The organism is Sphingomonas sp. ABOLH (assembly GCF_003951715.1).
GTDB lineage: Bacteria > Pseudomonadota > Alphaproteobacteria > Sphingomonadales > Sphingomonadaceae > Sphingomonas > Sphingomonas hankookensis_A.
The window spans coordinates 54931-69307 of sequence record NZ_QQWV01000022.1 but is presented as its reverse complement, the minus strand read 5'-3'; the positions used below and the strand labels follow the sequence as shown (position 1 = coordinate 69307).

At 67.0% G+C, this 14377-nt stretch carries 10 protein-coding genes; 6 read left to right on the top strand and 4 right to left on the bottom strand.

The features are described from left to right. The first annotated feature begins 234 nt into the window (after nucleotides 1-234). Nucleotides 235-960, top strand: coding sequence for a Crp/Fnr family transcriptional regulator (locus CA237_RS11730; RefSeq protein ID WP_164523869.1), 726 nt, complete (start codon nucleotides 235-237; stop codon nucleotides 958-960). A 7-nt stretch (nucleotides 961-967) separates the two neighbouring features. Here the strand turns inward: CA237_RS11730 and CA237_RS11725 are convergent, their stop codons facing one another. Both CA237_RS11725 and CA237_RS11720 read right to left on the bottom strand, forming a co-directional pair. Further along, nucleotides 968-2269: a sigma-54 dependent transcriptional regulator gene (locus CA237_RS11725; RefSeq protein ID WP_126014168.1), complete on the bottom strand. Its 1302-nt coding sequence runs from the start codon at nucleotides 2267-2269 to the stop codon at nucleotides 968-970. Further along, on the bottom strand, nucleotides 2266-4029 hold the full coding sequence (locus CA237_RS11720) for an ATP-binding protein (protein WP_241215480.1): 1764 nt from the start codon (nucleotides 4027-4029) through the stop codon (nucleotides 2266-2268). Before CA237_RS11720 ends, CA237_RS11725 begins: the two co-directional genes overlap by 4 nt. Before the next feature lie 191 nt (nucleotides 4030-4220). On the opposite strand from CA237_RS11720, the gene CA237_RS11715 reads away from it, so the two are divergent. The 4 genes from CA237_RS11715 (at nucleotide 4221) to CA237_RS19685 (ending at nucleotide 9345) form a co-directional block, all read left to right on the top strand. Next, nucleotides 4221-5561 (top strand): dicarboxylate/amino acid:cation symporter, encoded by a 1341-nt coding sequence (locus CA237_RS11715; RefSeq protein WP_126014166.1) that lies wholly within the window; start codon nucleotides 4221-4223, stop codon nucleotides 5559-5561. 77 nt (nucleotides 5562-5638) lie between these two features. After that, nucleotides 5639-7147: an alginate export family protein gene (locus CA237_RS11710; RefSeq protein ID WP_066687536.1), complete on the top strand. Its 1509-nt coding sequence runs from the start codon at nucleotides 5639-5641 to the stop codon at nucleotides 7145-7147. A gap of 76 nt (nucleotides 7148-7223) precedes the next feature. Further along, nucleotides 7224-8837: an NAD-dependent malic enzyme gene (locus tag CA237_RS11705; RefSeq protein ID WP_241215479.1), complete on the top strand. Its 1614-nt coding sequence runs from the start codon at nucleotides 7224-7226 to the stop codon at nucleotides 8835-8837. Nucleotides 8838-8952: 115 nt separating this feature from the next. Continuing rightward, on the top strand, nucleotides 8953-9345 hold the full coding sequence (locus tag CA237_RS19685) for a hypothetical protein (RefSeq protein WP_164523868.1): 393 nt from the start codon (nucleotides 8953-8955) through the stop codon (nucleotides 9343-9345). A gap of 37 nt (nucleotides 9346-9382) precedes the next feature. Here CA237_RS19685 and CA237_RS11695 read toward each other — a convergent pair whose 3' ends face one another. After that, nucleotides 9383-9583 (bottom strand): hypothetical protein, encoded by a 201-nt coding sequence (locus CA237_RS11695; protein WP_084401217.1) that lies wholly within the window; start codon nucleotides 9581-9583, stop codon nucleotides 9383-9385. 42 nt (nucleotides 9584-9625) lie between these two features. Beyond that, nucleotides 9626-11833: a TonB-dependent receptor gene (locus CA237_RS11690; RefSeq protein WP_066687528.1), complete on the bottom strand. Its 2208-nt coding sequence runs from the start codon at nucleotides 11831-11833 to the stop codon at nucleotides 9626-9628. A gap of 85 nt (nucleotides 11834-11918) precedes the next feature. Here CA237_RS11690 and CA237_RS11685 point away from each other — a divergent pair, with 85 nt between their 5' ends. Then, a complete protein-coding gene (locus CA237_RS11685; RefSeq protein WP_126014160.1) occupies nucleotides 11919-14369 on the top strand; it encodes a sulfite reductase flavoprotein subunit alpha in 2451 nt (816 codons plus the stop codon). The last annotated feature ends 8 nt before the right edge of the window (nucleotides 14370-14377 follow it).

Genomic DNA, 14377 nt, shown 5'->3' with positions numbered 1-14377 from the left:
CTCTTGGGAAAGAACGGCCGCAGCCGCTCAATCTGCTCATCCGTCAGCCAAAACAGGTCACTCATTCCGGTCTCCTCGCGGAGCCTGAATCAGATCGCGACGCTCACATCAATGGGTCCTGACCCTAACGAACCGTAAATGACAAACGATGCGTGCCAAAGGTGGATGTACGGTTCCGTACAAGATGCCCGGGGTGACTGGATTGCCTCAAATCTTGCAGGCAAAAGACGCGAAATGGCTTTCGCAGTGAATATCGATCGCGTGGGCGAGACATCTACTACCCTGCCTACGACCGACAACAGGCTGTTGGGCGCCATGCGTCCCGACACCCGGCGTAAATTGGCGTCGGTGGCCAGTCGCGTCATTTTACAACCTGGCGATATTCTTACGCGCAGCGGCGAGCCGATCGACCGGCTGGTCTTTCCCGAAGGGGCGCCGGCGATGCTGTCGCTGTCGACCGGCGGGTCGTCGCAGGACGTCGGCATGATCGGGCGCGACGGCGTGGTCGGCTGGTCGCGGCTGTTCAGCGACCAGCCGACCCCGTTCACCGCCCGTGCGCATATCCAGGCCGGCAGCGCGATCGTCATCCCGGCGACCGCCGTCGTCGATGCCGCGAACGAGGACAGCGCGCTGTTGAAGGCGATCCTGAGCTTCGGCCAGCGCTTTTCGATGCAGATCGCGCGGACGCTCGCATCGGCGCTGCGCGACGTGCCCGAACGGCGCATCGCCCGCCTGTTGCTGATGATCGATGACCGGATCGATGGCGACACCATGTCGGTCACCCATGCGTCGATCGCCGCCACGCTGAACCTGCGCCGCGCGACGGTCACCGATTGCCTGCATATCCTAGAGGGTGAGCACATGGTCCGCTGTTCGCGCGGGCGGATCGTGATGCGCGACCGTGCCGCGCTGGAGGCCCGCGCCGGCCTCGCCTATGTCACGGACGACGGGCTGGACTGACCGGCGTTCAGGACTGGCCGCGCACCGACTTCAGGTCGATGCCCAGCCGCTGCACCTTGTAATAGAAGGTCTTGCGCGGGATCCCCAGCCGCTCGATCGCCGCGCCGATCTCGCCGCCGGTCGCGGCGATCGCGGACAGGATCGCCTCGCGCTCGAACGCGGCGATCCGTTCGGGCAGCGGACGCGTGGCGTCGCTCCCGCCCCCTTCGCCCCCATCGCCCTCCAGCCTCAGCACGAACCGGTCGGCGAAGTGCGCCAGTTCGCGCACATTCCCCGGCCAGTCGTGGCGCGCCAGCAGGTCGCGCGCGCCATGGGTCAGCGGCGGCACCTCGCGCCGCAGCCGCTTGGCCGACTGATCGACCAGATGCGCGAACAGCAGCGGCACGTCGTCGCGCCGTTCGCGCAGCGGCGGCATCCGCAGCCGTACCGCGGCCAAGCGATAGAGCAGCGCCGGTGCGATCGCATCCGGCCCGCGCTGCGCCTCTTCCGCCGCCGTCGCGATGACCCGGATGTCCACCGGCACCGCATCGCGCGGACCCCGGATCGCCCGCTCCTCGATCACCTGCGTCAGCCGCCCCTGCAATCCGCGCGACGCCTGGTCGATATCGTCGAGGAACAGCGTACCGCGCTGCGCGCCGACGATGCCGCGATCGCCCACGCTGGCGAACAATTCGTCCTCGATCGCCGGCCCGGGCAGCGCGGCGCAGGCGATGGCGACGAAGCGATGCCGCGCCCGCCGCCCCGCCCGGTGGATGGCGCGGGCAAGCAGTTCCTTGCCCGTCCCCGTCTCCCCCTCGATCAGCAGGTCGATATCGGGATCGGCCAGCACCGGGATCATCTCGCGCAGCCGGGCGACGGCAGGCGACCGGCCGACAAGCACCATGTCCTCGCCGCCCGCCGCTTCTGCCCGCAGACGGCGATTGTCGAGCGCGAGTGCCCGCGCCGCCATCGCGCGGGTGGCGGCCGCGATCAGCGCGTCGGGATCGAACGGCTTGGACAGGAAATCCCATGCGCCGTTCTTGATCGCATCGACCGCGGTTTCGACATCGGCATGACCGGTCACCAGAACGACCGGCAGCGTCGGATCGCGTTCGCGCAGGGTGCGGAACAACTCGATCCCCGACATGTGCGGCATCCGCACGTCGGTGACGACGATCCCCTCGAAATCGGCATCGATCGCCAGCAGCGCGGGCGGCGCCGCCGGAAAAGCCACCACGTCGAACCCGGCCAGCGTCAGCAACTGCGCGGTCGATGCGCGCAGGTCGTCGTCATCCTCGACCAGCGCGACGCGCCCACCTGCCCCACTCACGGCACGCGCCGCAGGGTCAGCGCGAACCGTGCACCGCGCTCCGACGGCAACAGCCGCAGCGTGCCGCCGAGATCGGTCATGATATCCTGAGCGATGACCAACCCCAGCCCCAGGCCGGTTTCCCGGCTGGTAACGAAGGGGGTGAAGATCCGCTCGGCGACATCCGGATCGATGCCCGGCCCGTTGTCGGCGACGATCAGCGAGACCATCTGCGCATCGACCTCCAGCTCGATCGCGATGCACGGGTCGGGTGTCGCCGCCAGCGCCTCGATCGCATTCTGCAACAGGTTGACCAGCACCTGCTCCAGCCGCACCCGCCCGGCGACGACCATCAGTTCGTCCGAAATCGGCGGCACGACGAACGTCACCTCGGACAGGCGTTCCTTCAGGATCAGCCGCGCGCCGTCGATCACATCCGCCAGCCGGATCGGGCCGATCGTGCCGCTGCCCTTGCGCGCGAAGCCGCGCAATTCGGCGGTGACCAGCCCGATACGGTCGGTCAGCCGCGCGATCGCGCCCAGATTATCGTCCACCGCGCGCATGTCGCCGCGCATCAGCAACTGGCGCGCGGCAGCGACATAGTTGCGGATCGCCGCCACCGGCTGCGCCGTTTCATGCGCCACGCTGGCAGTAATCTGCCCCAGCGCGGCGAGCCGGTTCGCCTGGCGCAATCCTTCGCGCAGCTCGGCCGCGCGCGCCTCCGCGGCGGCGCGCTCCTCGATTTCGGTGCGCAACGCGCTGGTCCGGTCGGCGACCGCCGCCTCCAGCTCGATCGTGCGCATCGCGCGGCGCCGCGACCGTTCGCGCAATCCCCACAGCGCCCCGATCAGCGCCAGCGTCACCGCCGCCGCCGCCAGCGCGCTGGTCCGCACCGCGCTGCCGATCGTCGGGGGCAGCGGCATCGCCAGATGCACCTGCCACCCCTCGTCCCCCGCTGGCGTCACCGCATGCTGCAGCGTCCCGCGCTGCCCGTTCAGCCGCAGCGCATCGTCGAGGATCGCGAACGGCGGGCGTTTCAGCGCCGCCGCCCCGCTATCGGCGCGCACTGCGGCGGCGACCGCCGGCTCGATCGGCCGCGTCGTCGCGAAACGCCAGCGCGGATCGCTGGAAATCAGCACCACCCCGGCGGCATCGGTGACGAAGGTGATGCCGCCCGCCGCGCGCCATTCGCTCTCGATCCGGTCGAATTCCAGCTTCACCACGACGACGCCGCCATCGGCGGTCCGGCGGCTGAGATAGAGGCCGGGACGACGGCTGACCGTGCCCAGCGCGAACTGCGTCCCCGCCCCGGTCCGCACTGCGTCGCGATAATAGCGACGGAAATTATAGTCGTTGCCGACGAAGCTCTGCGGATCGTCCCAATTGCTCGCCGCGATCGCCAGCCCGTCGCGCCCGATGACATAGATCACGCTGGCCGAGGTCGACTGCGCCAGCGCCGCCAGTTTCCGGTCGAGTGCGCGCCGCGCGGCATCGCCCCCGCGCACCGCCGCCACCACGTCGCGGTCGTCGGACAGCGCCAGCGGCAACAGACGGAACCGGGCGATCTCGCTGGTCAGCAGGACCTGGCGCAGCCGCGCGTCGCTCTCGATCTTGGCAAGCGATTCGGCCTGGGCCCGCTGCTCGACGAAGCGGCCGACCGCAGCCGCCATCGCGGCGCTGAGCAGCAGGCCGCCCAATATCCATCCAATCCACCAGGTACGGCCAAGGCTGCGCATCGCCGCCTTGTACGAGCGGCACCGCCCATGTGCAATATTCTGCACATTAGACTTTAGTCTTGGCAAAAATCTACGCAAAATCTACCATGGCGGAATACACAATCACCGTTTGTCAACGACTTAGCAAACACGATTGCAATCACGACAAGCTGGATTGCGTGCGGTTAAATCGTCCCAGAAGCGCCAACCGCCATGAAGAGTCGGACCGGCGCAGCCAGAGGATGAAAGGTCGCCGCATGATACTTGCCACCGACACCGCCCACCCGCCCGTGCCGCCCGCCGCGAAACCATGGTACAAGCATCTGTACGTCCAGGTGCTGATCGCCATCGTCGCCGGCGTCCTGCTCGGCCACTTCTATCCGTCGACCGGCGAAGCGCTGAAGCCGATCGGTGATGCCTTCATCAAGCTGGTGAAGATGATCATCGCCCCGGTGATCTTCCTGACCATCGTCACCGGCATCGCCGGGATGCGCGACCTCGCCAGCGTCGGTCGCGTCGCGGGCAAGGCGTTCGCCTACTTCCTGACCTTCTCGACGCTCGCGCTCATCATCGGCATGACCGTCGGCAACGTCGTGCAACCGGGTGCGGGCCTCAACATCGACCCGTCGACGCTCGATACGTCGAAGATCACCGAATATGCCGAAAAGGCGCATGATTCGACGATCACCGGCTTCCTGATGGGCGTCATTCCCGACACCTTCATCTCGGCGCTGACCGAAGGCAACATCCTCCAGACGCTGTTCGTCGCGATCCTGTTCGGCATCGGCCTCGCCATGATCGGCGACAAGGGCGAACGCGTGCTCGACGCGCTGAACGACATCTCGATCGCCTTCTTCAAGGTCGTCGCGATCGTCATGAAGGCGGCCCCGATCGGCGCGTTCGGCGCGATGGCGTTCACCATCGGCAAATACGGCATCGGCACGCTGTTCAGCCTCGCCGCGCTGGTCGGCACCTTCTACCTCACCGCCTTCCTGTTCGTGACGGTGGTGCTGGGTGCGGTCGCGCATTTCTGCGGCTTCTCGATCTTCAAGCTGATTTCGTACCTGAAGGCCGAACTGCTGCTGGTGCTCGGAACCTCGTCGTCGGAAAGCGCGCTGCCCTCGCTGATCGAGAAGATGGAGCGTGCCGGCATCCCGAAGTCGATCGTCGGCCTCGTCGTTCCGACCGGCTATTCGTTCAATCTCGACGGCACCAACATCTACATGACCATGGCCGCATTGTTCATCGCCCAGGCGTGCAACGTGGAACTGACCCTCAGCCAGCAGATCCTGCTGCTCGCCGTCGCGATGCTGTCGTCGAAGGGTGCGGCGGGCGTCACCGGCGCGGGCTTCATCACGCTCGCCGCCACGCTGTCGATCGTGCCGACGGTTCCGGTTGCCGGCATGGCACTGATCCTCGGCGTCGATCGCTTCATGAGCGAGTGCCGCAGCCTGACGAACTTCATCGGTAACGCAGTAGCAACCGTTGTCGTCGCAAAATGGGAAGGCAAGCTCGACAAGCACCAGTTCGACGAGGCTCTGGCCGGTCGCAGCGTGCGGGTCGATCAGATGCCCGAAGGCGCAGTTCCCGCCGAGTAACTCCCTATGTGCCGGTCCGGGCGATCCCCGGACCGGCACCGACGTTCTCGCCCCCGGGCGAACAAAGGTATGCCAAGATGAAGACCCTGTTGCGGCTGTGTGCCGCTGCCCCGATCGTCGCATCGACCATCGCTCCCGCATTCGCGACCGAACCCGCGATCCCGACCACGACCAGCACGATCGCCAGCCAGGTCGCCGATCGGGGCAATGCCCGCCCGGTCGCCCAGGAATATCCGACCGCCGGTATCGGCGACGGCGTCACCGCCGGCGGCTACAACCAGTCGCGCTGGGCCGAGGACTGGACCAGGTTTCGCGATCCCAAGAAGCGCGACGACATTCTCGACCAGCTCAAATACATTCCGATCGCCGGCGACGATGTCTATCTGACGCTGTCGGGCGAGTTCCGCGCCCGCGTCAACCTGACGACCAATCCCAACCTGCGCGACCGCGAGGCGCAGCGGCAGGACATTTTCCGCGTCGTCGGCGGTGCCGACCTGCATCTGGGCGAACATGTCCGGCTGTACGGCGAACTGGCGCATGCCGGCATGTCGGGACGCAATCTGGGGGTGAAGGCCGGGCAGCTGCACAACGATCTGGTCGTGCAGCAGAGCTTCGTCGACGTGACCGGGACGGTCGGCGGGGTCGATCTGGGCGTGCGCTATGGTCGACAGACCTTTGCCGACGGTCCGAACCTGATGGTCGTGCCGCGCGACAACAACACGATCTTCTTCGTGTATAACGGCGTGCGGGCGTGGGCGAAGGGCGATACGATCCGCGGCGACGTGTTCGACTACTACACGACCCGCCTCGGCGTCGGCGGAACCGGCGACGACATCATCGACCGCAACCGTCGTTTCTCCGGTGCGACGGCAGGCTTCGTCATTCCTAAGACGTTCCTCGGCGGATCGAACCTGTTCTTCGATCCCTTCGTCTGGCGGCTGCGCAACAGCAACGCCGTCTGGGGCGGCCGCACGGCGGAGGAAGTCCGCAAATTCTACGGCCTGCACCTTTATGGCGATACCGGCCCGGTCAATCTCGACTGGACGGTCAACTATCAGGGCGGCGAGTTCCAGAACCGCCCGATCTCGGCATGGCTGGTCCTGCTGCAGCAGACCTACAAGGTCGGCAAGTCGAAGACCGCGCCGCGCGTCGGCTTCCACTTCGACTATGCCAGCGGCGGCGGCGCCTATGGCAACGGGACGCTCAAGACGTCGCTCGCGCCGTTCGGCAACAACATCTATTACAGCTATCAGCTCTATGCGACGCCGACCAACCTGATCGCGTTCGCGCCGAGCGTCCAGTTCCAGCCGACCTCGAAGCTGCGCATCGCCGCCGAATATCAGCTGTCGTGGCGCGACAGCCTGAACGACGCGGTCTATCGTGCCAACGGACAGGCCTTTGCCGGCACGCAGCTGGGCAATTCGCGCAAGATCGCGGACACGATCCGCTTCCAGGCGATTTATCCGATCAGCCCGCGGGTCAGCATCACCGCACGCTACGAACATCTGATCGCCGGTCCGGCGCTGACCGATGCGAACTACAAAAGCTCCGACTTCCTCGCCGGCTGGATCAGCTTCCGCTTTTGAGTTCCTAGAGCAGCCTGGCGCTCCGGCGGACCCCGCCGGGGCGCTACTTTTATTTTCGATATCGAAGGGTCCGCCGATGTCCCCCGCCGCCCATGCCGCCGCCCGCGCGCTGCTCGCCGATCCGCTGACCAACAAGGGCACCGCCTTTACCGAAGCGGAACGCGACCAATGGGGACTGCACGGGCTGCTTCCGCCGCATGTCGGCACGCTCGACAGCCAGATCGAACGGCGGCAGCGGGCGCTGGCCGGCATGCCCGACGACTTTCATCGCTACAGCTTCCTGCGCGAATTGCAGGATTCGAACGAGATCCTGTTCCACGCGATGGTGCAGCGCGACCTGCCCGCCATGCTGCCGCTGGTCTATACGCCGACGGTCGGCGAAGGCTGCGAACGCTTCAGCGAAATCTGGCGGCGGCCGCGCGGGCTGTTCCTCTCCTGGCCCAACCGCCACCGCATCGCCGAAATCCTGGGCGATCCCGCGCTCGACCGGGTAAAGGTGATCGTCGTCAGCGATGGCGAACGCATCCTGGGCCTCGGCGATCAGGGCGCAGGCGGCATGGGCATCCCGATCGGCAAGCTCGCGCTCTACACCGCCTGCGCTGGCATTCATCCGTCCGAGGTTCTGCCGATCCTCCTCGACGTCGGCACCGACAACGCCGAACGCCGCGAAGACCCGCTCTATGTCGGCTGGCGCCACCCGCGCATCCGCGGCGCCGAATATGACGCGTTCGTCGACGACTTCGTAACCGCCGTCGCCGACCGCTTCCCCGGCGTGTTGCTCCAGTGGGAAGATTTTGCCGGACACAACGCCTACAAACTCCTGGACCGCTATCGCAACCGCCTGCTCAGCTTCAACGACGACATTCAGGGTACCGCCGCCACGGCGGTCGGGACGCTGCTGTCGGCGATCGGCCGGACCGGCGCACCGCTTGGCGAACAACGGATCGTGTTGTTCGGCGCCGGCGCCGCCGGATGCGGCATCGCCGACATGCTGGTGCAGGCGTTGCACGCCGATGGCCTCGACGCGGAACAGGCGCGCGGGCGCATCTGGGCGGTCGACCGCAACGGGCTGATCCTGTCCGACATGGACGACCTGTCGGCCGGGCAGCGCAGCTATGCGCGCGATCCGGCCGAGGTGGAAGGCTGGACCCGCACCGCCCATGGGGACATCGACCTGTTCGACACGGTCGCCAACATCCATCCGACCGTCCTGATCGGCGCGTCGGGACAGCATGGCGCGTTCAGCGAAGCCGTGGTGCGCACCATGGCGCAGGCGGTCGAGCGGCCGGTCATCTTTCCGCTGTCCAACCCGGTGTCGCGCGCGGAGGCGCATCCGACCGATCTGACCCGCTGGAGCGCCGGACGCGCGGTGATCGGGACCGGCAGCCCGTTCGGCATCGCCGGCGTCACCCAGGTCAACAACGTCTATATCTTCCCCGGCGTCGGGCTGGGCGCGTTGGCGGCGCAGGCGCACACGATCACCGACGGGATGTTCATGGCCGCCGCGCGTGCACTGGGCGCGATGGGGGGCGACGACACGCTGCTGCCACCGATCGAGCGGCTGCGAGATGTCGCGCTCGACATCGCCGTGGTCGTCGCCGCTCAGGCGGTTGCCGACAAGGTCGCGGCACCCGACGCAGCGATCGACCGCGACACGATTGCGGCGCGGATGTGGCAACCAGCCTATTGACGCCTTCCCCGAATCGGGAACCATCGATGCGAACCAAGTCTTTCTGACTGCTGTCAATCCTGTCCAGCATGGGTTCAGCCGAATCCCGCCAGACAGGGGCAGAGAGGAAGCGATCATGAAGCAGTTGATGAACATTTTCGCCGGTATCGGCCTGACCATCGCCGGCCTGACCGCCGTTCCCGCCGTGGCCGACGCTCAGCCCGGCCGCCATGCGCACCGCGACCACGGCCCGCGTGCGCATCACGACAATCGCCGCTGGGACGACCGGCGCCATTGGGACAATCGTCGCGGCTGGAACGACCGGCGCGGCTGGGACAATCGCCGCGCATGGAACGACCGCCGCCGTTGGGACGATCGTCGTCGCTGGGACGCGCGGCGCGGCGACCGCTACGGCTATCGCGGCGAACGGGTGATCCCCGGCTGGTCGCGCGAGGCCGCGGCGCAGGGCGTCGATTATCGCGGTCCCTGCCGCTACGTCATCCGCAACGGCCGCCGCGTCTGCGGTTGAGCGATCCGACCCCTTCCGGCACACCCGCCGGGAGGGGTTATTTCTTGGGCGTGACCCACACCGATACCGGCACCACCACCTTGCCCGGCGCGGGCTTGCCGATATCGACCCGGTCAGCGGTGACCAGCTCGCCGGTCTCCAGATTGAACGAAGCCCAGGGCTTCGGCATGCGGCCGAAGGTCATCTTCTGGATCGGCTGGCCAGTGGTCGAATTCATGATGGTGGCAATGACAGGCATGGGCCGGGCGACTAGCCGCCGCCCCGCCCCGCTGTCCAGCCCTCAGAACCGCATATCCCACCCGAGCGTAAAGGTGCGCCCGCGCCCCGCAAAGAACGCGAAATTGTCGCTCGGCAGGCGGGTGTCGCTGTTATAGTCGATATAGAAGCGGTCGAAGATATTCTGGGCACTGAGCGACAGGCCACCGAATTTCGTCTGATACCGGATCGATGCATCGGTCACGTCATAGCCGCCGAAATTATTGTCGGGGCTGGGGTTCGCCTTGCCGCGGAAATTGCGCGACAGATATACCTGCGTCTGCACCCGCGCGGTCACCGGCCCGGACGCGAGGTCGGCGGCAAGGTTCAGCCGATCGGGCGAAATATTGGTCCCGTCTAGGTCGGTATCGACCACGCCGTCCGGCGGGCTGCGGTCGCTGTCATAGCGCCCGAGGATATGGGCATAGCCGGTCGACAGCTTCAGCCCTGGCAGCGGCGTCTGCACCGCCAGATTGACTTCCAGCCCCTGTATCTCGACCCGCTGACGCTGCACCTCGAAAATGCCGTTGCCCTGCGCGACGAGCAGCTGCCCCCGGTCGCTCGACGACCAGAAATAGGTCGCCCCGGCGTCCAGCGGCCCGCGCTTCACCTCGACGCCGACCTCGCGGTTGTTCGACACGACCGGCTGGATGTCGAGGAAATCGTCCAGCCGCACGCCCGGCGTCGATATCGCGCGGGTGATGCGCCCGATATCGGCCATGGTGAACCCTTGGGCATAGCTGGCATAGGCGCGGACGCCGGTCAGCGGCTCGACGATCACCCCGCCGTTGAACAGCACGTCGCTGAACCTAGGTTTGCCCCCCGTCACCGCCACGCCGCCAAAGGTTCGCGCATTCCGGCCGTCATAGGTGGTCGACGCCAGCGTGCGGAAATCGTCGATGCGAACCTGCACATTCTCCCATCGCGCGCCGCCGGCAACGCGGACCAGCCCGTCCGCCAGCTTCAGATTGCCCTGCACGAACGGCGCCAGGCTGCGGAAATCGGCGGGCGGCACCCAGATGCGGTTCGTCGCGATCAGCCGTTGTTCGGTCTTGTCGAACAGCGCGTCGAAGCCGATCGTCGCGACCAGCGCCTCGAACCCCGGAACCGCGCGTTCGTAGCTGGCCTTGGCGCCGAGCTTGCGCGAACGGTTCTCCGACTGGTCGAACAACGTCCCCACCGGCGCGATGGCCGGATCCTGGAATGTCGGCTGGATCGCCACCTCGCCGCCGAACGTGTCATGGGTGCGGTTGAAGAACAGCTGCGTGACCAGGTTCCCGCCCAACACATCGCTATCGGTGTAAGACAGCGACAGTGCTTCCGCCCGATTGGCGGCCGGCCTGCCCGGCGGAGTACCGCGCACTGCGCTGGTCGGCACCCCGGTGCGACGGTTGCCGGCGATCGCGAGGTAATCGCCGTCGCCCTTCAACTCGAACCGGTTGGCGATCAGGTCGAGGCGACCGGTCGCGCCGACCTCCATGCCCAGCCGCGCGAAGAAGTCGGTCGCGCGCGAATCCTGCGTTTCGCCTTGGGTCAGGTTGATGCCGATCCGCCGGTCCTGCGCGTCGTAGAAGGCTCCCCGCCTTTCATAGCTCGCGCCGATCGTCGCATCGAACCGCCCCACCTTCGACTGGACCAGCCCCGCGATCTTGCCGCCGAAGCCGTCGGGCTCGAACCCGTCCGATGCGGTGCCCTGCACCAGCGTCCGGCCGCTCACACCCTCCTGTCGCGGGGCACCGACCGTGACCTGGTTGACGATGCCGCCGGTGCCGCCGACGCCCTGCAGAGCGTTCGATCCATAGATCAGCTCGACCCGGTCGATGAAGAACCCGTCGATGGTGAAGCCGTCGCGACTGCCGTCGCGCAATGGCGTCGTCTGCGGAATGCCGTTGATCGCATAAAGCGGCGAGCGGCCGCGCAGCGTCTCCCCCGCTCCCGACAATTTGCCGCGCGTCGGCGAGAAGCTGGGCGTCAGAGTCGCGACGGCGTCGGTGATGCTGCCCGAAATCGCGATCTGCTGGTCGATCGCCTGCTTGTCGATCAGGTCGATCGTCAGCGGCAGGGCATTGGGCGGCAGAATCGTGCGCGCGGCGGTTATGACGATCTCTTCGTCACTTTCGGCAGTCTTTACAGCGTCCGCGTCGCCATCGACGCTCTGCGCCGCCACCGGCATCGCCAGTATCGCTACCGTCGCCACCGCTGCCAGCAACAGCCGGCCCGTTCCCCCGCGCATTCTCGTTTCCCCCGCGTAATATTGACGCTTGTTGCGCGGCCCGCTAACGCGATCAATTATCAATATCAAGTCATTCGAGCGCGGCATGACCCGGAACGTCCTGTTTCAGATTCACTGGTTCCTGGGCATTACCGCCGGGCTGGTTCTTGCGGTCATGGGCGTGACAGGCGCGGCGCTCAGCTTCGAACCGGAGATATTGGCCGCGCTCAACCGCGATCGCCCGGTCGCGGCCGGGACGGCCCGCCTGACCGGACCGGAACTGATCACCGGCGTCATGCGCCAGCGCCCCGATGCGGAGATCGGGCGGCTGATCGTCCCGAGCGGTTCGGACGAGCTGACCAGCGTCACCTATCGGCTGAAGGGATCGAAGGAGCGCCAGTTCGAACGCCTCGACCCCTATGACGGCACGCTGTTGGGCGAACCGCGCGGCGGCGCGACGATCGACTTCCTCGAAGACCTGCATCGCTGGCTCGCGCTGCCCGGCGGCGGCAACGGCATCGGTCGCCAGATCAGCGGCTTCTCGGCCATCGCCCTGATCTATTTCGCGCTGTCCGGCCTGTACCTGCGCTGGCCCAAGCGACCGCTCGACTGGCGCAACTGGTTAGTGCTCGATTTCCGAAAGACCGGGCGCAATCTCTACCGGATGCTGCATGCGGTGATCGGCGGCTGGGTGCTGATCTTCTACTGCATCAGCGGCTTTACCGGGCTGTGGTGGTCCTACGACTGGTATCGACAGGGCGTGCGTGCGCTGCTGGTGGCGGAGGGGCCGGTCGAAAAGCCCAAGCATCCGAAGGACGTTCCCGTCGATCCGACGCGCGCGTGGCAGGGCTTCGTCCATGCGACGGGGGGCCGGGACTATGACCGGGTGACCCTGATCGTACGCGATCATGGGGAGGTGCAGTTCCGCGCGAAGCTGCCGAACGGCCGTCACGACCGGGTCAGCGACGAACTGTCGATCGACGGTACGACGGGCCAGATGATCGCCGACAAGCGCTATGCTGCGCGGCCCGTGGGCGAAGATATCGTGACCAGCATCTTCGAACTGCATCGCGGCGCATATTTCGGGCTGATCGGCCGCATCGCGATGATGCTCGCCAGCCTGACCATGCCGCTGTTCACGATCACCGGCTTCCTTCTCTATTTTGCCAGGCGGCGTCGCAAGGCGGCTTTGGCCGAGGTCGTGGCGGATACCTCCGCCGCGCCGCTCGACCACGCGACGACGCTGGTCGCCTATGCCAGCCAGACCGGATCGGCCGAGCGCATCGCCCGGCTGACCGCCGCCGCCCTGCCCGATGCCGCGGCGCTGCCGATCGCCTCGCTCGACCCCGACCAGCTGTCGCGTGCCAGCCGCCTCTTCGTCGTCGCCAGCACCTATGGCGAGGGCGAGCCGCCCGACAATGCCCGCGGCTTCGCCCGAACGATGGAGCGCGAGGCGCCCGACCTGTCGCATCTCGACTATGCGGTAATGGCGCTGGGCGACCGCGAATATGCCGAATTCTGCGCCTTCGGTCACCGCGTCGACCGCTGGCTGCACGATCACGGCGCCACCCGGCTGTTCGATGCGGTGGAGGCGGACGGCACCGATGCCGATGCCCAGCGTCAGTGGCAGCATCAACTCGCCGGGCTTGGTGGGCGTACCGATCAGCCGGATTGGGCACCCGCCGCGATGGACGAATGGCGGCTGGTCGAACGCCGCCTGCTCAACCCCGGCAGCGCCGGGGGCGAGGCTTGGCATGTCGCGCTGGAGCCGGTCACCGCCGGCGCGGACTGGACACCGGGCGATATCGTCGAGATCCGGCCGCAACAGGATGTGCGCCGCGTTGCGGCCTATCTTGGCGCGTCCGGCCTTCCCGATACGCCCGAAAACCGGGCGATGCTGATGACCAGCATCCTGCCGACCGGCGCCGGCGATGTGGCAACGCTGAAGCCGATAGGGCATCGCGAATATTCGATCGCATCGATCGCCGCATCGGGCCGGATCGAACTGATCGTTCGTCGCTGCACGGCGGCCGACGGGTTCGATGGGCTGGGATCGGGCTGGTTGTGCCATGGCGCTCCGGTCGGCGGCATCATGCAGGCACGCGTCCGCGCCAACCCGGCCTTCCACCCGCCCGCCGACCCCAGCGTGCCGCTGATCCTGATCGGCAACGGCACCGGCCTCGCCGGCTTGCTCGCGCATCTGCGGCACCGTGCCGTTCGGGGCGGCGCGCCGGCTTACCTCTATTGGGGCGAACGGCATCAGGCGCACGACGATTTTCTCGCCGACGAACGCCGCGCGCTCATGGCCAACGGCACAATGGCAAGCCAGCAAGTCGCCTGGTCACGCCAGCCGGGCGGCCACCGCTATGTGCAGGATGCGGTCGCTGCGGATGGCGAGCATATCCGTTCGGCGGTCGAGGCCGGTGCGGCGATCTATGTCTGCGGCAGCGTTCAGGGCATGGCGCCGGGCGTCCACGCCGCCTTGTCGGCGATCCTCGGCGAATCGCTGCTGGAGGACATGCTCGGCAACGGCCGCTATCGCCGGGACATCTACTAACCCGGCCC